This is a genomic window from Streptomyces sp. NPDC053079, assembly GCF_044546695.1.
Taxonomy (GTDB): domain Bacteria; phylum Actinomycetota; class Actinomycetes; order Streptomycetales; family Streptomycetaceae; genus Streptomyces.
The window spans coordinates 810,730-828,194 of the sequence record NZ_JBITZJ010000003.1; the positions used below are offsets into that span (position 1 = coordinate 810,730).

Consider the following 17,465-nt stretch of genomic DNA (forward strand, 5'->3'; position numbering starts at 1 on the left):
ACGCATGTCCGTACGGCCGAACGGGCCGCCCGCGTCAGTTGAGCAGGCCCGGCCGGCGGGGGTAGCGGTGTTCCTCCAGGGCAGCGGCCAGACCGTCGGCCACGTCCTCCGGGGAGGCGGTGCCGTTGCTGGTCAGGACGCCGAAGTCCACCGCCGCTTCCCCGAGGACGACGTCCTCGGGCAACTTGGCCGCGGTCAGCAGCCGGGTGCCCTCGCCCAGCACCGCCAGCGGCTTGCCGTGCCGGTAGGCCTCCTCGACGAACCGCACGGCCGCCGGGTCCGCCGCCAGCGCGGCCACGGCCTCCTTCCCGTCGGGGACGAGGACGGCGTCGTAGAGGACGGAGGCCATGGTGGGCAGGGCGCGGTCGACGTCGAGGGTGTCGCTGCCCGTCCCCCGGACGCTGCCGTCCTTGGCCGCGAGCACCTCGACCACGGCGCCCTGCGCGGTGAGCCGCTCGCGGACCGCCGCGACCTGGCCGGCGTCCGTGCCGTGGGCGGCCAGGACGGCGACCTTGCGGGTACGGATGCCGGACCCGCGCAGGTTCTCCAGGCTGAGGGCGGGGGAAGCCGCCTCGTTGACGCCGGGGACGGCCTGCGGGGCGGGGACGCCGATACTGTCGGCGACCGCGTTCGCGAGGTCGGCGTTGACGTGGGCGAGGTTGCCGACCATGCGCTCGCGCACCGCCGTGGAGCCGACCTTGCCGAGCTCGAAGCCGAAGGCCTCGGCGATGTGGCGCCGTTCCCAGTCGGCCATGCTGTTCCAGAACAGGGCGGCCTGGCTGTAGTGGTCCTGGAAGCTCTCGCTGCGCACCCGGATCTTCTCCCCGTCGACGCGCTCGGCGTAGTGCCGGAACACCCCGGGTCCGCCGCCGGATCCCGCGTGGGCGGGGCAGCCGCCGCCGAGGGAGTTGGGGAAGTAGTTGGTCCCGGGGTGGATGACCTGCTGGCCGAAGCCGTCGCGGTGGTTGTGGTGGACGTCGGCGAGGGGCCGGTTGACCGGGAGCTGGCTGAAGTTGGGGCCGCCCAGGCGGATGAGCTGGGTGTCGAGGTAGGAGAAGTTGCGGCCCTGCAGCAGCGGGTCGTTGGTGAAGTCGATGCCGGGCACGACGTTCGCGGTGTGGAAGGCGACCTGCTCGGTCTCGGCGAAGAAGTTCTTCGGGTTGCGGTCGAGTACGAGCCGGCCGACCGGCCGCACCGGCACCTGCTCCTCGGGGATGATCTTCGTGGCGTCGAGCAGGTCGAAGTCGAAGGAGAACTCGTCCTCCTCGGGCACGAGCTGCACGCCGAGCTCCCATTCGGGGTACTCACCGGCTTCGATGGCCTCCCACAGGTCCCGGCGGTTGAAGTCGGGGTCGCGGCCGGCGGCGATCTGCGCCTCGTCCCAGATCAGGGAGTGCACGCCCAGCTTCGGCTTCCAGTGGAACTTCACGAAGGTGCCACGGCCGTCGGCGGTCACGAAGCGGAAGGTGTGCACGCCGAAGCCCTGCATCATGCGGAAACTGCGGGGGATGGCGCGGTCGGACATCAGCCACATGAGCATGTGGGTGGTCTCCGGCTGGAGGGAGGCGAAGTCCCAGAAGCTGTCGTGGGCGGAGCCGCCGGTGGGCATCTCGTTGTCCGGCTCCATCTTCACCGCGTGGACGAAGTCGGGGAACTTGATGGCGTCCTGGATGAAGAACACCGGCATGTTGTTGCCGACGAGGTCGTAATTGCCCTCACGCGTGTAGAACTTGGTGGCGAAGCCGCGGACGTCGCGCACGGTGTCGGCGGAGCCGCGCGGGCCCTGCACGGTGGAGAAGCGGACGAAGACGGGCGTGCGGCGGCCGGCTTCGGCGAGGAAGTCGGCGCAGGTGTACTCGCTCAGCGATCCGTACGGCTCGAAGTAGCCGTAGGCTCCGGCGCCGCGGGCGTGGACGACCCGCTCGGGGATGCGCTCGTGGTCGAAGTGCGTGAGCTTCTCGCGGTTGTGGAAGTCCTCGAGCAGGGTCGGCCCGCGGGTGCCGGCGCGCAGCGCGTTGTCGGTGTCGTCGACCCGTACGCCCTGGTCGGTGGTGAGCGCGTCGTGTTCGGGCGCGGCACGGAACCGCGCCAGCTGCTCGTCCTTGGCGTCCTGCGCCGCCGGGTCGCCCCGGCCTGCTGACTGGTGGTGGGCGGACACGCGTGCACTTCCTTCCGCATGGGCAGCGCTCGGGAGGGACGGCGTCCGTCGGCAGGCGCCGCTCGCTCCCTCAGGCTCACCCGCGTTCCCGGGGTGGGCAAGCCGAAACCCGGCGGGCGCCGGGCGGGGTGCCACCGGCGGGCCGGTTCGAGTGGAGGACCCGGCCGCCGTGTGCGACGCTGCTGCTTGAGTCGTTACGACTACGGGTGGTCATGGTGCGGTGCCCCTCCGGGCGCCCGCCGGCAAGCGCAGACGACGCCCCGGCCACCCCGGGCGGCGGACGGTCCGCCGCACCGGCCGCGCACGCCGCGGCCGTCCTGGCGGCGCCCCGAGGCGGCGGCACCGCCCCGAGCGGCGGCACCCCCATTCCAGTCAGCCGACAGGCCCCGCGCCCGCACCGCCCGGTGCGACGAACACGTGCCCGATCGCCCTCGGCCCGCTCTTGGCTCCGCGAAGGAGTGTGATCATGGACGAACGACGCTGGAACCGTGCGCTGGTCACCGGTGGGGCCGGGTTCGTCGGGTCCCACCTGTGCGAACGGCTGCTGGCCGAGGGCACGCAGGTGTGCTGTGCCGACAATCTCGTCACGGGCTCCCGGGCCAACGTCGCCCACCTGGAGGGCCATCCGGGCTTCTCGTTCGTCGAGGCCGACGTCAGCGCCCCCGGCAGCCTGGAGGCGGTGCCGGGGCCGGTGGACCTGGTGCTCCATCTGGCGTGCCCGGCCTCGCCCGCCGACTATCTGCGGCTGCCGATCGAAACGCTGGAGGTGGGCAGCGGCGGCACCCGTGCCGCCCTGGAGCTGGCCCTCCGCGACGGCGCGCGCTTCCTGCTGGCCTCGACCTCGGAGGTGTACGGGGACCCCCTGGAACACCCCCAGCGCGAGGAGTACTGGGGCAACGTCAATCCGATCGGGCCCCGCAGCGTCTACGACGAGTCCAAGCGGTTCGCCGAGGCCCTGGTCACCGCCTACCGGCGCGCCCGCGGCTGCGACACCTCGATCGTCCGCATCTTCAACACCTATGGCCCCCGTATGCGCGCCGGCGACGGCCGTGCCGTGCCCACCTTCATCCGGCAGGCCCTCGACGGCGAGCCGCTGACGGTGGCGGGCGACGGCAGCCAGACGCGGTCGCTGACCTACGTCGACGACACGGTCGACGGGATCGTGGCGCTCGCCGCCAGCGGGCGGCCCGGCCCGGTGAACATCGGCGGCGGCGAGGAGACGACGATGCTCGACCTCGCCCGGCACATCGTCGACCTGACGGGCTCGGCGTCCGTCATCCGCTTCGTGGACCGGCCCGCCGACGACCCGGCCAGGCGCCGCCCCGACACCGCCAGGGCCCGCCGCGAACTGGGCTGGCAGCCCCGGGTCGGCCGCGAGGAGGGCCTCAAGCGGACCGTGGAGTGGTTCGCCCGGTCCGCCCTCCTGTGAGTCCGACCGACCCGTCACCAGACACGGAGCACGCCATGCGCATCCTCGGTATCAACGCCCTCTTCCACGACCCGGCCGCCGCGCTGGTGGTCGACGGGCGGATCGTCGCGGCCGCGGAGGAGGAGCGGTTCTCCCGGCGGAAGCACGGCAAGCGCCCCGTACCGTTCGCGGCCTGGGAACTGCCGTACCAGGCCGCCGCCTGGTGCCTGGCGCACGCGGGGCTGGCGCCCGGCGACCTGGACGCCGTCGGGTACTCCTTCGACCCGGCACTGGCCCGCCCGGCCGGGGCCATGGGCCTGGACGACCCGTGGGACCATCTGCGGCAGACCTACGCCCGCGAGGCGCCCGGCTTCCTCGCCGAGGCGCTCCCGGGCCTGGACGCCGACCGGGTGCGGTTCGTCCCCCACCACGTCGCGCACGCGGCCTCCGCGGGCCTCGCCACGCCGCACCCCGACAGCGCGGTGCTGGTCCTCGACGGGCGCGGCGAGTGCGCCTCCCACCTGGCCGGCCGGTACACCGGCGGGGCGCTGGAGGTCCTCGCCACCCAGGAGCTGCCCCAGTCGCTGGGCCTGGTGTACGAGGAGCTGACGGAACACCTGGGCTTCCTGCGCAGCAGCGACGAGTACAAGGTGATGGCGCTGGCGGCGTACGGCAAGCCGCGGTTCCTGACCGAGCTGCGGGAGCACCTGCACGCCACGGGCGACGGCGGATTCGTCGCCCACGCGGTGCCGTGGGGAGCGCTGACCGAGCCCCGCGCGGCGGGGCAGGAGTGGACCCAGGACCACGCCGACCTGGCCGCGAGCACCCAGGCGTGCCTGGAGGAGCTGCTGCTCGACCTGGTGCGGTGGTTGCACGGCCGCACGGGCGCGGGGTCGCTGGCGATGGCCGGCGGGGTGGCGCTCAACTGCGTGGCCAACTCGCGGATCGCCGTCGAGGGACCGTTCCGCCATGTGTGGGTGCAGCCGGCCGCCGGTGACGCGGGCACCGCCCTGGGCGCGGCGCTGCACCTGGCGGCGGCCCATGGCGGGGTGGCCGCCCCGATGGAGGGCGCGGACCTGGGCCGGGGCTGGTCGGACGAGGAGTTGCGGGCCTGGCTGGAGCGGGCGCGCATCCCCTATGAGCGGCCGCCGGACATCGCCGGGGCGGTGGCCGAGGAGCTGGCCCGCGACGGCATCGTCGCCTGGTTCCAGGGCCGCAGCGAGTACGGGCCGAGGGCGCTGGGCCACCGCTCGCTGCTGGCCCATCCCGGCCGGGCGGAGAACCTCGAGCGGCTCAACCACGTCAAGGGGCGGGAGGAGTTCCGGCCGGTCGCGCCGATGGTCCTCGCCGACCGCGCCGCGGAGATCTTCGAGGGGCCGCTGCCGAGCCCGTACATGCTCTTCGTGCATGGCGTGGCCAAGCCGTGGCGGGAGCGGATCCCGGCCGTCGTCCACGTGGACGGCACCGCCCGGATCCAGACCGTGGACCCGCGGCGGGAGCCGCTGGTCGCCCGGATGCTGGCCGACTTCGAGCGGCGTACGGGGCTGCCGGTCGTCGTCAACACCAGCCTCAACACCGCGGGCCGGCCGATGGTCGACGATCCCCGCGACGCCCTGGAGTGCTTCGGCTCGGCACCGGTGGACCTGCTGGCCATCGGACCGTACGCGGTGCGGCGCGCGGCCGCCTACGGGGGGAGGGGTGCGGCATGAGCACGGCGGAGTACGCGGTCGTCATCCCCACCGTCGGCCGGGCGTGCCTGGCCGACTGCCTGGCGGCGCTGGCCCGTTCCGTGGGCCCGCCGCCGCGGGAGGTCGTCGTGGTCGACGACCGGCCCGGGGCCCGTCGGCCGCGCCCGCCGCTGCCGCTGGAGGCGCTCGGCGAACTGCGCACGCACGCCCGCTCGGTGACCAGCGGCGGGCGGGGTCCGGCGGCCGCGCGCAACGCGGGCTGGCGGGCGGTGGACGCCCCCTGGGTGGTCTTCCTCGACGACGACGTCCAGGTCTCGCCCGCCTGGCGCGAGGAGCTGGTCTGCGACCTGGCCTGCGCGGCACCGGACGTGGGCGGTGTGCAGGGCGTCATCGAGGTACCCCTGCCGGCCGGGCGGCGGCCCACGGACTGGGAGCGCAACACCGCCGGTCTGGCCGACGCCCGCTGGGCGACGGCCGACATGGCCTACCGGCGCTCGGTCCTGGTGGCCGTCGGCGGCTTCGACGAGCGTTTTCCCCGTGCCTTCCGCGAGGACGCCGACCTGGCGCTGCGGGTCATGGGCGCGGGCTGGCACCTGCAGACGGGCACCCGCACGACCCGGCATCCGGTGCGGACGGCGGGCCGCTGGGTGTCGCTGCGCACCCAGGCGGGCAACGCGGACGACGCGCTGATGGTGCGGTTGCACGGCCGCGGCTGGTGGGAGCGGGCCGGAGCGCCGCGCGGCCGGCTGCGCGCGCACGCGGTGGTCACCGCCGCCGGGGCCGCGGCGGCCGTGCTCGCCGTGACCGGCCACCGGCGGGCGGGCGCGGGGGCCGCCCTCGGCTGGGCGCTGGGCACGGCCGGCTTCGCCCGCGCGCGCATCGCGCCGGGCCCGCGCACCGCGGCGGAGGTGGCGGCCATGCTGGCCACCTCCGTGGCCATCCCGCCGCTGGCCGTCTGGCACCGGGTGCGCGGCACCTGGCGCCACCGCGCCGCCCGGCCCCTTCCCGACGCCTTCGCGCCGTCCCGCGTCGTGGCGGTCCCCGTGCGGTCGGCCCTGCGGGAAGGACCGGTCCCGTGAGCCGGGGCCGGCCGCCCGCCGCCGTGCTGTTCGACCGGGACGGCACGCTGGTGGAGAACGTCCCCTACAACGGCGACCCCCGCCGCGTCGTACCGATGGCGGGCGCCCGGTCCGCCCTGGCGCTGCTGCGGCGGCGCGGGGTGCGCACCGGCGTGATCACCAACCAGTCGGGCGTGGCCCGCGGCCTGATCACGGCGGCTCAGATGCGCCGGGTGAACGAGCGGGTGGAGCGGCTGCTGGGACCGTTCGACGTGTGGGCGGTGTGCCCGCACGGCCCCGAGGACGGCTGCGGCTGCCGCAAGCCGGCGCCGGGCCTGGTCCTGGCCGCCGCCCGGGAGCTGGGCCTGTCCCCCGGCGACTGCGCGGTGATCGGGGACATCGGCTCCGACATGGAGGCGGCCGCCGCGGCCGGTGCCCTGGGCGTGCTGGTGCCGACCCCGGTGACCCTGCCCGAGGAGGTGCGCCGGGCCGCGCACCGCGCACCGCACCTGCTGGGGGCGGTGCGCGGCCTGCTGGGCACCGCCGAGCCCGTTCTGGAAGGAGGCCCGCGGTGAAGGCGCTCGTGGCACGTCTGGACAGCTTCGGCGACGTCCTGCTCGCCGGGCCGGCGGTGCGTGCCGTCGCGGCCCGCGCCGACCGCACCACACTGCTGTGCGGGCCCCGCGGCGCCCCGGCGGCGCGGATGCTGCCCGGGGTCGACGAGGTAGTGGTGTGGGACGCGCCGTGGGTGGGGTTCGAGCCGCCGCCCGCCGAACGGGCCGGCATCGAGCGCTTCGTGGAGAGCGTCGCGCAGGCACCGCCGGACGTCGCGCTGGTCCTCACCTCCTTCCACCAGAGCCCGCTGCCCACAGCGCTGCTCCTGCGGATGGCGGGGGTGCCGCGCCTGGCGGCGGACTCCGCGGACTATCCGGGTTCGCTGTTGGACGTACGGCACCGCCGGGCGCCGCGCCGGCACGAGGTGCTCGCCGCCCTCGATCTGGCCGGGGCGGCGGGCTTTCCCCTGCCGGAGGGCGACGACGGGCGCCTCGCCGTGCGGGAACCTCCCGACCCCGGCCCGCTCGTGGGGGAGCCCGGGTACGTGGTCGTGCACCCCGGCGCCGCGGTGCCGGCCCGGCAGTGGGGCCGCGAGCGGTGCGCGGCGGCCGTCCGGGCCCTGGCGCGGGCCGGATACCGGGTCGTGGTCACCGGGGGCAGGAGCGAGCGGGAGCTGACGGCGGCCGTCGCGGGCCGGGACGCCCTCGACCTGGGCGGGCGCACCGGGCCGGCCGAGCTGGCCGGGGTGCTCTCCCGGGCGGCGGCCGTGGTGGTCGGCAACACCGGGCCCGCCCATCTGGCCGCCGCGGTGGGCACGCCCGTCGTGTCCCTGTTCGCCCCCGTGGTGCCGGCGGAGCGGTGGGCACCCTACGGCGTCCCGCACGTCCTCCTCGGCGACGAAGGCGCCCCGTGCGCGGGCAGCCGGGCCCGGATCTGCCCCGTCGCCGGACACCCGTGCCTGAACGGGGTGCCGCCCGAGGACGTGCTGGCCGCCGTCGAGAAGCTCACCGGGCGGTCCCCGGGCCTCGATCCCCTCGTGGAGGGCACGTCATGAGGATCCTGCTGTGGCACGTGCACGGTTCGTGGACGACGGCGTTCGTCCAGGGCCCGCACACCTACGTCGTACCGGTGACCCCCGGCCGGGGGCCGGACGGGCTCGGCCGCGCCGCCACCTTCGACTGGCCCGCCTCCGTGGTCGAACTGCCCCCGGACCGGCTGCGCGAGGCCGGCGTCGACCTGGTCGTCCTGCAGCGGCCGCACGAGTTCGCGCTGGTGCGGCAGTGGCTCGGCCTGCGCCCGGGCACCGACGTGCCCGCGGTCTACCTCGAGCACAACGCGCCCGGCGGGCCCGTCCCCGACACCCGGCACCCCGTCGCCGGCCGGCCGGAGCTGACCGTCGTGCACGTCACGCACTTCAACCGGCTCATGTGGGACTGCGGCACCACCCCCACCACCGTCATCGAGCACGGCATCGTCGACCTGGGAGCGCTGTGGACCGGCCGGCTGGAGCGGGCCGCCGTGGTCGTCAACGAGCCGCTGCGGCGCGGCCGTACGACGGGGACGGACCTGCTCCCCTACTTCAGCGAGGCGGCGCCGCTCGACGTCTTCGGCATGGGCACCGACGGCCTGGCCGGCCGCCTGGGCGTGCCGGCGGAGCGCTGCCGGGGCAAGGAGCTCGTCCAGAGCGCGCTGCACCGGGAGATGGCCGAGCGCCGCCTCTACCTGCACCCGGTGCGCTGGACGTCCCTGGGGCTCTCCCTGCTGGAGGCCATGCACCTGGGCATGCCGGTCGTGGCGCTGGCCACCACCGAGGTGGCCGAGGCCGTACCGGCGCGCGCGGGGGTCGTCTCCAACCGGCCGGAGCTGTTGCGCGACGCGATCCGGGACTTCATCGCCGACCCCGCCCGGGCCCGCGAGACGGGCAGGGCGGCCCGGGCGGCGGCCCTCGCGCGGTACGGGCTGCAGCGGTTCCTGGACGACTGGGAGTACCTGATCAAGGAGGTGACGCGATGAGGATCGCGATGGTGTCCGAGCACGCGAGCCCGCTGGCGGCGCTCGGAGGTCCCGACGCGGGAGGCCAGAACGTCTACGTCGCCCGCCTGGCGGAACTCCTCGCCGGCCGCGGCCACGACGTGACCGTCTACACCCGCCGGGACGACGACTCACTGCCGGACCGGGTGCCGCTGCCGGCCGGGGCGGTGGTCGAGCACGTGCGGGCCGGGCCGGCCAAGGTGCTGCCCAAGGACGCGCTCCTCGCCCACATGCCGCGCTTCGCCGACCACCTCGGGCGGGCCTGGCGGCGCGAGCGCCCCGACGTCGCGCACGCCCACTTCTGGATGTCGGGCATGGCCGCGCTGCGGGGCGCCGACGGCCTCGGCCTGCCGGTCGTGCAGACGTACCACGCGCTGGGCACCGTCAAGCGGCGCCATCAGGGGGCGGCCGACACCAGCCCGCCCGAACGCCTGGGCGTCGAGCGGGAGATCGGCGCCTCGTGCGCCCGGGTGCTGGCCACGTGCTCGGACGAGGTGCGCGAGCTCGCCGCGATGGGCGTCCCGCCCGGGCGCTGCACCGTGGTGCCCTGCGGGGTGGACACCGAGCGCTTCACGGCCCGCGGCCGGATCGCGCTGAACCCCGGGCGCCGGGCCCGGCACCGCCTGCTGGCGGTGGGCCGCCTCGTCCCCCGCAAGGGCGTGGACCTCGCCCTGCAGGCCCTGCGGCGCATACCGGACGCCGAACTGGTGGTGGCCGGCGGCCCGCCCGCCGACGGGCTCGCCAAGGACCCCGAGGCGATGCGGCTGCTCTCCCTCGCCCGCCGGCTGCGGGTGGCCGACCGGCTGGTCCTGCTCGGGTGCGTGCCGCACGAGGACATGCCCGCCCTGCTGCGCAGCGCCGACATGGTGTTGTGCACGCCGGTGTACGAGCCGTTCGGCATCGTGCCGCTGGAGGCCATGGCGTGCGGGATACCCGTGGTGGCCACGGACGTGGGCGGGCACCGCGACACCGTCGCCGACGGGGAGAGCGGGCTGCTGGTCCCGCCGGGCCTGCCCGGGCCGTTGGCCGAGGCGGTGCGCGCACTGCTGGAGTCACCCGGGCGGTTGAGGTCCTACGGCAGGGCCGGGCGCGCCCGCGCCCTCGCCCGCTACACGTGGGACCGGGTGGCGGACGGCGTCGAGGACGTCTACGACCGGGTCGCCGCTCCCCGCCCCGTACCGTCAGGAGTTCCGCGATGACCGTCACCGGTACCCCTCAGACATGGCCCGCGGCGGGCGGCGACGACCACTGCGGCCGGCTGCTGACCGCGCTGGAGCGCTTCCGCGAGGAGAGGGCGCCCACCGCGCAGCGGTGGGGGGCACGGCTCGCGGCCGCCCTCTCCTCGGGGAGCCGGCTGCTGGCGGCGGGCAACGGCGGCAGCGCCGCCCAGGCCCAGCATCTGACCGCCGAGCTGGTCGGCCGCTACCGCGAGGACCGGGCCCCGTTCTCGGCCATCGCCCTGCACACCGACACCTCCAGCTGCACGGCCATCGTCAACGACTACGGCGCCGACGAGCTGTTCGCCCGTCAGGTGCGGGCGCACGCCCGGCCCGGGGACGTGCTGATCCTGTTGTCGACGAGCGGGGCGAGCCCCAACCTGCTGGGAGCGGCCGCGGCGGGGCGGGAGGCGGCCATGCACGTGTGGTCCCTCACCGGCCCCGCGCCCAACCCGCTCGCCGAGATGGGCGACGAGACGCTGTGCGTGGAGGCCGCCACCACGGCCACCGTCCAGGAGCTGCACCTGGTGGCGGTGCACATGATGTGCGACGCCTTCGACACGGCGCTCGGTACCGGGCGCTTCCCGCAGGCCGGGACGTGGAAGGGGAGGCCATGAGTACCGGGACGCCCCTGCTGGTCGTCGGCGACGCGCTCCTCGACCGGGACCTGGTGGGCAGGGCCGAGCGGCTCGCGCCGGACGCGCCGGTCCCCGTGCTGGACGGCTGCCGGGAGCGGCTGCGCCCGGGCGGCGCGGCGCTGGCGGCGTATCTGGCGGCGCGTGCGGGCCGGGCGGTGACGCTCATCGCCCCGCTGGGCGCGGACGCGGCGAGCCGGCAGGTGCGGGCCATGCTCGAGCCGCTGGTGACGCTGGTGCCGCTGCCGCTGGACGGTCCGCTGGCGGAGAAGACCCGTGTCATGGCGGGCGGGCGGCCGGTGGTGCGGCTGGACCGCGGCGACGGCCGGGCGGCGGGTGCCACCTCGTGGGCGCGCCGGGTCCTGGCCGAGGCGCCCGCCGTGCTGGTGGCCGACTACGCGCGCGGCGCCGCCGAGGTGCTGCGCGAGGAGCTGGCCGCCCGGGCCCGGCGGGCGGCGCTGGTGTGGGATCCGCACCCGCGCGGCGGCCCGCCGGTGCCGGGTGCGCGCCTGGTGACGCCGACGGGCGAGGAAGCCCGGCGCTTCACCGGGGAGCAGTCGGCCGACGAGGACCTGAGCGCGGTGGCCCGCACGGCGGCCGAGCTCGTACGGCGCTGGCGGGCGGTGTGCGTGGCGGTGACGCTGGGCGGGCGGGGCGCCCTGCTCTCACAAGGGGACGGCCCCATGCTCGTACCGGCCCCGGCCCGGCACAGCGGCGACGCGTGCGGGGCCGGGGACTGCTTCGCCGCGACGGCCGCCGGACTGCTGGGCGACGGGGCGCTGCCCGCGGAGGCCGTGCAGGGGGCCGTGGCCGCGGCGACGCGCTACGTCGCCGAGGGCGGCGCCCGCGCCGCCGTGCCGGGCCCGGACCCGGCCGGCGCGGACGGGAGTGACGGGACGGACGCCGTGGGGCTGGCGCGGCGTGTGCGGGAGGCGGGCGGCACGGTGGTGGCCGCGGGCGGCTGCTTCGATCTGCTGCACGCCGGGCACGTCGGCCTGCTCCAGCAGGCCCGGGGCATCGGCGACTGCCTGATCGTGTGCCTGAATTCCGACGCCTCGGTGCGCCGGCGCAAGGGCCGGGGCCGGCCGCTCAACCCGCTGGCCGACCGGGTCCGGGTGCTGCGGGCCCTGCAGTGCGTGGACGCCGTCGCCGTGTTCGACGAGGACACCCCCGTCGAGCTGCTGTCCCGGCTGCGGCCGCACGTCTGGGTCAAGGGCGGCGACTACGCGGTGGAGCAGCTGCCGGAGGCGGCGCGGCTGGCGGCGTGGGGCGGTCAGGCGATCGTGCTGCCCTATCTCGACGGCCGCTCCAGCACCCTGCTGGCCACCCGGGCCGCCGACAGCCTCGGCGCCGGCTCCTCCCGGGCGGGGCAGCGATGACGCCGGCCGGGCCGGAGCGGCCCCGGCTGCTGGTCCTGCGGGCCCTGGGCCTGGGGGACCTGCTCACGGGTGTGCCGGCGCTGCGCGCGCTGCGCCGGTCCCATCCGGAGCACGAGCTGGTGCTGGCCGCGCCGCCCGGCCTCGCGGCGGCGGCCGCCGCCTCGGGTGCCGTCGACACCCTGCTGCCGGCGGAGGCGCCTGGGCGTGCCGTGCCGCGGGCCCTGCCGTGGCGGGGGCCGCCCCCGGAGATCGCGGTCGACCTGCACGGCAACGGGCCGCCCAGCCACCGTGTGCTGACGGCGCTGCGGCCCGGCAGGCTGCTGGCGTTCGCGCACCCGGGCACGCCGGAGGTGCGGGGGCCGGCGTGGCGGCCGGACGAGCACGAGCGCGAGCGCTGGTGCCGGCTGCTGCGCTCCTACGGCATTCCGGCCGACGCCGGTGACCTGGCGCTGGCCCCGCCGGCCGTCGTCCCGCCGGTCACCGGTGCGGTGCTGCTGCACCCCGGTGCGGCCTCGCCCGCGCGCTGCTGGCCGGCGGAGCGGTACGCGGCCGTGGCGCGGGCGCTGCTGGAGCGGGGGCACCGGGTGGTGGTCACCGGGGGGCCGGGCGAGGACGGCCTGGTGGCGCGCGTGGCCGTGCCGGGGTGCCGGGCCTTCCCCGGCGGGCTGCCGTTCGGGGCGCTGGCCGCCCTGGTGGCCGGGGCCCGGGCCGTGGTCAGCGGGGACACGGGCCTGGCGCATCTGGCGGTGGCGTACGGCACGCCGAGCGTGACCCTCTTCGGCCCCGTGGCGCCGGCGCTGTGGGGCCCGCCGCCGTCCGCGCGCCACACCGCGCTGTGGCACCCGGGGCCGCCCGGGGACCCGCACGGCCGGCACCCCGACCCGCTGCTGCTGCGCATCCGGCCGGAGGAGGTCCTGGCGGCCCTGGCCCGGCAGGAGGCCCTGACCCATGAACCCGCGCACGAGTGATCCGTCACGAGCGGCCAGAGAAGGAAGGTGTTCCCCATGACCAGTGCGAGCCCCGGTCCCGACGCACCGCGCACTCCGGGCCAGAAGGGCGGCGGAGGCGTTCCGCCGGGCGAGACGCCGCCCGGCGAGGACAGCACCGCCGGTGCGGGACCTCAGGAGACGTACAACCCCACCCGCGGCTGGGGGAAGGGGCCGGTCATCGTGATCGGCGTCTGCGTCGTGCTGATGTTCGTGCTGTTCATCATCTGGGCGGCGATCGTGTGACCGCCGCCGGTCAGGCCGCGGTCCCGTAGGCCGGTTCGGGCACGAGGACCGCGGCGGGACGGCGTGCGGTGCGCCGGCGCCGGTGGGCCAGGGCGCCGACGCCGATCACGCCGGCGATGACGGCGCCGCCGAGGACCAGGGCGCCGCGCTCGCCCACGCCCTGGACCAGCAGGCCCAGCAGGGGCGGGCCGGCCAGGCCCCAGCCGGTGCTGACGCTGCGCCAGACGCCGAGGACGCGGCCGCGCATGTGGGCGGGCGGGTCGGTCTGCAGCACCGTGTTGGTCGCCGTGTCGGACACCGACTCCACGATGGCCATGGGGACGACCATGACCAGCAGCATCAGCAGCACCGGGCTGAGCCCGGCCACGATCTGCAGCAGGGCTCCGGCGGCGGCCAGCAGGGCGACCAGCTGGACGGTGGGCCTGCGCAGCCGTCCGGCGACCACGGCGCCCGCGATGCCGCCGGCCGCGAGCAGGGCCGAGACGATGCCGTACGCGCCGGCGCCGCCGTGCAGCGGGCCGGTGACCAGGGTGGCGAGGGTGAGCTGGTAGTTGCGGCCCAGGACGGCGCTCACCGCGGCGATCACGGCGAGGGCGACGAGGCTGCGACGGCTGAAGAAGAACGCCATGCCGCCCCGGGTGCCCCCGTCCGCCGCGCCGCGCGGACGCGCCGCGGCGGACGCGGCCTCCTCGCGGGCGTGCGGCTGCAAGCGCAGGAAGGGGATGACGGCGGTCACGAACAGGAACGACACGCCGTTGATCGCGTAGGCGCCGGCGGTGCCGATGGTGGCGATGCCGACGGCCGCGAGGGCGGTGCCGGCCAGCCGGCCGACGCTGTGCACGACGGAGCCGAGCGCGATCGCGGACGGTACGTCCTTCTCCGGGACGAGGTCGTTGCCGAGCAGGGCGGTGGCCGGGCCGTCGACCGTGGCGATCAGGCCGGTGACGGCGGCGAGCGCCATCAGCGCGGGCACGCTGAGCATGTCGAAGGCCACCAGCGCGGCGGTGGCGAAGGCCACCAGGGCCAGCAGGGCCTGGCTCACGGCGGCGGTGACCTTGCGCGGCCAGCGGTCCACCACGGCCCCGCCGAGCAGCCCGAACAGCAGGCCGGGCGCGGCCTGCACGGACAGGGACAGACCCGTCGTCGCGGCGGAGCCGGTGAGCTGCAGCACGAGCAGGTTCTGCACGGTGAGCTGCATCCACGTGCCGAGGTTGGACACGAGGTTGGCGGCGGACCACCAGCGCATGCTGCGGCTGCGCAGGCAGCGCCACGGGGACCGGTCGCCGGCCGTGCGGTCGGCCGCCGGGCGGCGGCCGAGCAGGCCGCGGACCGTGCGCGGCGGGCGCGCGGTGTCGGACGCCGGGGAGGCGGCGGGCACGGCGGGAGTCGCAGAGGAGGGGCGCAAGGGTCCGTCCGGGAGTCGGGGAATCGGCGGGCCGGCCGGGCGCCCATGGGAACGCCGCCCTGCGCGGGCGGCGTACGGGTGCCGACGTGCGACGTCCGAGGGTGGGGAACCCTCGGACGGGGCCGGTGGGGACGCCGCCGCGCGCCACTCCTTCGGGGGTGCGTCACGCCGACGTCCCCGCCATCGTCACAAGCGCTTCCCCGTCGGGGGAAGCGCGGCCGCTGTGGGGTGCCTCACCCCGCCGAAAAGCCCAGTTCACCCGCGATGAGCTGGGTCGTAACGCGGGTGAGCTGGGTCATAGGGGCCGATATCAGACGGGCTGGTTGAAGCGGCGGGCGGCGCGGTCGTTGAGCGTGGTGATCCGGTTCACGGCGGCGGAGCCCAGGGTGCGGGCGGCCCGTCGGCCGGGCACGTTGTGCTGCGGTGCCTCTCCGCTCTCCGGGAGCCAGCGGGCGGCCACCGTCAGGGCGCGGGTGGTGGTGGCGGGGGCGAGCCCGTGGAGCCGGACGACCGCCTTGCCGACCGGGGTGAGGATCAGTTCGGGGCGGCGGCGGGCGGCGGCCCGCACGATGGCGCGCGCGGCGCGCTCGCCGTCCATGGACAGCACCGGGAAGCCCGCCGCGGCGGCGAACCAGGCGTACTCCCGGTCCGCCTGGCCGCTGAACTCCGCCGCCACGTGCGAGCCGGTGCGCATGAGGCCGGGGATGACGGTGGTGACGCTGATGTCGTCGGCCGCCAGCTCCGCGCGCAGCCCCTCGGAGAGCCCCGCCGTGGCGAACTTCGCCCCGACGTAGGGCAGCAGGTGCGGGGCGGCGATGCGGCCGCCGAGGGAGCTGACGGTGACGATCCGGCCGCCGCCGCGCTCGCGCATGCCCGGTACGACGGCCAGGACGGCCCGCAGCGGGGCGAAGTACATCGTCTCCATGGCGTCGCGGAAGTCGGCCTCGCTCATGGCGTCGAGGGGGCCCACCTGGATGACGCCCGCGTTGTTGACCAGGATGTCCAGGCGCCCGAACGCGGCCTCGGTGGCCTTGACGAGCCGCTGTGCCGCCCGGGCGTCGTTGACGTCGCACACCAGCGAGCGGACGTCGAGCCCCTCCTCGCGCAGCATGCTCTCGGCCCGGCCGAGTTCGTCCCCGTCGCGGGCGCAGAGCATCACCGGGCAGCCCTGCCGGCCGAGCTCTCGGGCGATCAGCAGGCCCAGACCGCGCGAGGAGCCGGTCACGAGCGCAACGCCGCCGTCCAGGCGGTCGAGGGACGAGCGGGCCATGGGAGCCACCTCCTGCGGACGGGGGACGTACCGCCCCCTCCAGTGTCGCGCCGGGGCCCGGCGGCGCATGCCGGGACGGGAATCGGCACGCACCGGCGCGGACCGTCGCCGTGCGTGAGCGGAACGGACGGAAAGCCGGGGGCCGTGACCCGGTGGGTGCGGGTGTCGCCGGGGCGGGCCCGGGTACCCGGCCACGGTCCCGATCGACGAACGTTTTCGAGGAGGTACGACATGGCACCCCCCGACACCACGGGTCAGCTGCCGGAGAGCAATGACGTCGTGGTGCTGCTGAAGAAGCAGCACGAAGAGATCCGCGGCCTGCTCGACGAGGTCCTGGCGCGCACCGGCCGGGAGCGCGCGCACTCCTTCAGGCTCCTCGTCCATCTGCTGGCGGTCCACGAGACGGCGGAGGAGGAGATCGTCCACCCCTATGCCCGGCAGGCCGTCGACGGCGGCGGGCCGGTGGTGGCCGACCGGCTCAAGGAGGAGGAGGCGGCCAAGCGGTCGCTCAAGCGCCTCGAGGACCTGGATCCCGACGCCCCGGAGTTCGTGGAGGAGTTCACGGCGCTGCGGGAGGCCGTGCTCGCCCACGCGGGCGCGGAGGAGAAGCACGAGTTCGCCCGGCTGAGCCGGGAGGGGGACCCGGCCAGGCTGCAGCTGCTGGCCAAGGCGGTGCGGGCCGCGGAGGCCGTCGCCCCCACCCGCCCGCACCCCGGTGCGCAGTCCGCGACGAAGAACGTCCTGCTCGGCCCGGCGACCGCCGTGGCGGACCGCACGCGCGACGCCGTGCGCCGTGTGTTCCGCGCCGGCTGATCCGGTGGCCGGGCGGCGCACGCACGAGGAGGTCCCTGTGGAGGAGACGATGACGCAACTGGTCAAGGACGTGATGAGCGACGGGGTCGTGACGGTGCTTCCCGAGGCCTCGCTGGCCGAGGTCGCGCAGCTGATGCGCGACCAGGACATCGGGGACGTGGTGGTCGCGCGCGACGACGTCGTGGTGGGGCTGATCACCGACCGGGACATCACCGTCCGCGCGGTGGCCGACGGCGCGGACCCGCTCGCACTGAGCGCCGCTTCGGTGTGCACCCCGGACCCGGTCGTGATCGGCCCGTACCAGAGCGCCGGTCAGGCCGTCGCGCTGATGCGGCAGTTCGCCGTGCGGCGGCTGCCCGTGGTGGAGGACGACCGTGCGGTCGGCGTGGTGAGCCTGGGCGATCTGGCCCGGGAGCGGGACCCGCGCTCGGCCCTCGCCGACATCGGCCGGGCGGACGCCGACCGCTGAGCCGGAGGCCGCCTCCCCCGCGTCGTGGGGCCCCCCCCCGCCGGGGCCCCCGCCCCCGGGGGCGGGGGGGGGGGGGGGCCCCCCCCGCGGGGGGGGGGGGGGGTGGGGGGGGGGGCCGGGGGGCCCCCCACCAGGTGGTAGGGACCC

The 17,465-nt window shown here is 76.4% G+C and carries 16 protein-coding genes; 13 read left to right on the forward strand and 3 right to left on the reverse strand.

Annotation, left to right across the window (positions count from 1 at the left end):
- Positions 1-34: 34 nt before the first annotated feature.
- Complete coding sequence (locus tag ACIGXW_RS15825; RefSeq protein WP_399573481.1) at positions 35-2,158, reverse strand: catalase; 2,124 nt, start codon at positions 2,156-2,158, stop codon at positions 35-37.
- A gap of 466 nt (positions 2,159-2,624) precedes the next feature.
- Between ACIGXW_RS15825 and ACIGXW_RS15830 the strand changes: the two genes are divergently transcribed.
- Genes ACIGXW_RS15830 through ACIGXW_RS15880 form a run of 11 tightly spaced genes read left to right on the forward strand, consistent with a single transcriptional unit; the run spans position 2,625 to position 13,361 of the window.
- Positions 2,625-3,587 carry a UDP-glucuronic acid decarboxylase family protein gene (locus ACIGXW_RS15830; RefSeq protein WP_399573483.1) on the forward strand — a complete coding sequence of 321 codons (963 nt, stop codon included), beginning with the start codon at positions 2,625-2,627 and terminating at the stop codon, positions 3,585-3,587.
- Between the two features lie 35 nt (positions 3,588-3,622).
- Positions 3,623-5,275 carry a carbamoyltransferase gene (locus ACIGXW_RS15835; RefSeq protein WP_399573484.1) on the forward strand — a complete coding sequence of 551 codons (1,653 nt, stop codon included), beginning with the start codon at positions 3,623-3,625 and terminating at the stop codon, positions 5,273-5,275.
- Complete coding sequence (locus tag ACIGXW_RS15840) at positions 5,272-6,333, forward strand: glycosyltransferase family 2 protein (protein ID WP_399573485.1); 1,062 nt, start codon at positions 5,272-5,274, stop codon at positions 6,331-6,333. Before ACIGXW_RS15835 ends, ACIGXW_RS15840 begins: the two co-directional genes overlap by 4 nt.
- On the forward strand, positions 6,330-6,887 hold the full coding sequence (locus tag ACIGXW_RS15845) for an HAD-IIIA family hydrolase (protein ID WP_399573486.1): 558 nt from the start codon (positions 6,330-6,332) through the stop codon (positions 6,885-6,887). The genes ACIGXW_RS15840 and ACIGXW_RS15845 overlap by 4 nt, the downstream gene beginning before the upstream one ends.
- Complete coding sequence (locus tag ACIGXW_RS15850; protein WP_399573487.1) at positions 6,884-7,921, forward strand: glycosyltransferase family 9 protein; 1,038 nt, start codon at positions 6,884-6,886, stop codon at positions 7,919-7,921. The genes ACIGXW_RS15845 and ACIGXW_RS15850 overlap by 4 nt, the downstream gene beginning before the upstream one ends.
- A complete protein-coding gene (locus ACIGXW_RS15855) occupies positions 7,918-8,880 on the forward strand; it encodes a glycosyltransferase (protein ID WP_399573488.1) in 963 nt (320 codons plus the stop codon). The genes ACIGXW_RS15850 and ACIGXW_RS15855 overlap by 4 nt, the downstream gene beginning before the upstream one ends.
- Entirely contained in the window at positions 8,877-10,097 is a 1,221-nt protein-coding gene (locus ACIGXW_RS15860) for a glycosyltransferase (protein ID WP_399573490.1), read from the forward strand. The genes ACIGXW_RS15855 and ACIGXW_RS15860 overlap by 4 nt, the downstream gene beginning before the upstream one ends.
- Positions 10,094-10,732, forward strand: a complete 639-nt coding sequence (locus ACIGXW_RS15865) for an SIS domain-containing protein (protein WP_399573491.1) — start codon at positions 10,094-10,096, stop codon at positions 10,730-10,732. The genes ACIGXW_RS15860 and ACIGXW_RS15865 overlap by 4 nt, the downstream gene beginning before the upstream one ends.
- The gene (locus ACIGXW_RS15870) at positions 10,729-12,129 is read left to right on the forward strand and encodes a PfkB family carbohydrate kinase (protein ID WP_399573492.1); all 1,401 of its coding nucleotides are present in this window, start codon (positions 10,729-10,731) and stop codon (positions 12,127-12,129) included. The genes ACIGXW_RS15865 and ACIGXW_RS15870 overlap by 4 nt, the downstream gene beginning before the upstream one ends.
- Positions 12,126-13,097, forward strand: coding sequence for a glycosyltransferase family 9 protein (locus tag ACIGXW_RS15875; RefSeq protein WP_399573493.1), 972 nt, complete (start codon positions 12,126-12,128; stop codon positions 13,095-13,097). Before ACIGXW_RS15870 ends, ACIGXW_RS15875 begins: the two co-directional genes overlap by 4 nt.
- Before the next feature lie 36 nt (positions 13,098-13,133).
- Positions 13,134-13,361 carry a DUF6480 family protein gene (locus ACIGXW_RS15880; RefSeq protein ID WP_399573494.1) on the forward strand — a complete coding sequence of 76 codons (228 nt, stop codon included), beginning with the start codon at positions 13,134-13,136 and terminating at the stop codon, positions 13,359-13,361.
- A 10-nt stretch (positions 13,362-13,371) separates the two neighbouring features.
- Here the strand turns inward: ACIGXW_RS15880 and ACIGXW_RS15885 are convergent, their stop codons facing one another.
- Both ACIGXW_RS15885 and ACIGXW_RS15890 read right to left on the reverse strand, forming a co-directional pair.
- Positions 13,372-14,607, reverse strand: a complete 1,236-nt coding sequence (locus ACIGXW_RS15885) for an MFS transporter (RefSeq protein WP_399573518.1) — start codon at positions 14,605-14,607, stop codon at positions 13,372-13,374.
- A gap of 469 nt (positions 14,608-15,076) precedes the next feature.
- A complete protein-coding gene (locus ACIGXW_RS15890) occupies positions 15,077-16,036 on the reverse strand; it encodes an SDR family NAD(P)-dependent oxidoreductase (RefSeq protein ID WP_399573495.1) in 960 nt (319 codons plus the stop codon).
- Positions 16,037-16,267: 231 nt separating this feature from the next.
- Between ACIGXW_RS15890 and ACIGXW_RS15895 the strand changes: the two genes are divergently transcribed.
- Together ACIGXW_RS15895 and ACIGXW_RS15900 are read left to right on the forward strand one after the other, a co-directional pair.
- A complete protein-coding gene (locus ACIGXW_RS15895) occupies positions 16,268-16,849 on the forward strand; it encodes a hemerythrin domain-containing protein (RefSeq protein ID WP_399573497.1) in 582 nt (193 codons plus the stop codon).
- A gap of 49 nt (positions 16,850-16,898) precedes the next feature.
- Positions 16,899-17,318 carry a CBS domain-containing protein gene (locus tag ACIGXW_RS15900; protein WP_071963165.1) on the forward strand — a complete coding sequence of 140 codons (420 nt, stop codon included), beginning with the start codon at positions 16,899-16,901 and terminating at the stop codon, positions 17,316-17,318.
- Positions 17,319-17,465: the final 147 nt, after the last annotated feature.

Bases quoted from the DNA above. Each gene is read 5' to 3' on its own strand.
- ACIGXW_RS15835 (WP_399573484.1), top strand. From the start codon at position 3,623: ATGCGCATCCTCGGTATCAACGCCCTCTTCCACGACCCGGCCGCCGCG.
- ACIGXW_RS15860 (WP_399573490.1), top strand. From the start codon at position 8,877: ATGAGGATCGCGATGGTGTCCGAGCACGCGAGCCCGCTGGCGGCGCTC.
- ACIGXW_RS15885 (WP_399573518.1), bottom strand. From the start codon at position 14,607: ATGCGCTGGTGGTCCGCCGCCAACCTCGTGTCCAACCTCGGCACGTGG.
- ACIGXW_RS15840 (WP_399573485.1), top strand. From the start codon at position 5,272: ATGAGCACGGCGGAGTACGCGGTCGTCATCCCCACCGTCGGCCGGGCG.
- ACIGXW_RS15900 (WP_071963165.1), top strand. From the start codon at position 16,899: ATGACGCAACTGGTCAAGGACGTGATGAGCGACGGGGTCGTGACGGTG.
- ACIGXW_RS15895 (WP_399573497.1), top strand. From the start codon at position 16,268: ATGGCACCCCCCGACACCACGGGTCAGCTGCCGGAGAGCAATGACGTC.
- ACIGXW_RS15875 (WP_399573493.1), top strand. From the start codon at position 12,126: ATGACGCCGGCCGGGCCGGAGCGGCCCCGGCTGCTGGTCCTGCGGGCC.
- ACIGXW_RS15830 (WP_399573483.1), top strand. From the start codon at position 2,625: ATGGACGAACGACGCTGGAACCGTGCGCTGGTCACCGGTGGGGCCGGG.
- ACIGXW_RS15865 (WP_399573491.1), top strand. From the start codon at position 10,094: ATGACCGTCACCGGTACCCCTCAGACATGGCCCGCGGCGGGCGGCGAC.
- ACIGXW_RS15890 (WP_399573495.1), bottom strand. From the start codon at position 16,036: ATGGCCCGCTCGTCCCTCGACCGCCTGGACGGCGGCGTTGCGCTCGTG.
- ACIGXW_RS15870 (WP_399573492.1), top strand. From the start codon at position 10,729: ATGAGTACCGGGACGCCCCTGCTGGTCGTCGGCGACGCGCTCCTCGAC.
- ACIGXW_RS15855 (WP_399573488.1), top strand. From the start codon at position 7,918: ATGAGGATCCTGCTGTGGCACGTGCACGGTTCGTGGACGACGGCGTTC.
- ACIGXW_RS15880 (WP_399573494.1), top strand. From the start codon at position 13,134: ATGACCAGTGCGAGCCCCGGTCCCGACGCACCGCGCACTCCGGGCCAG.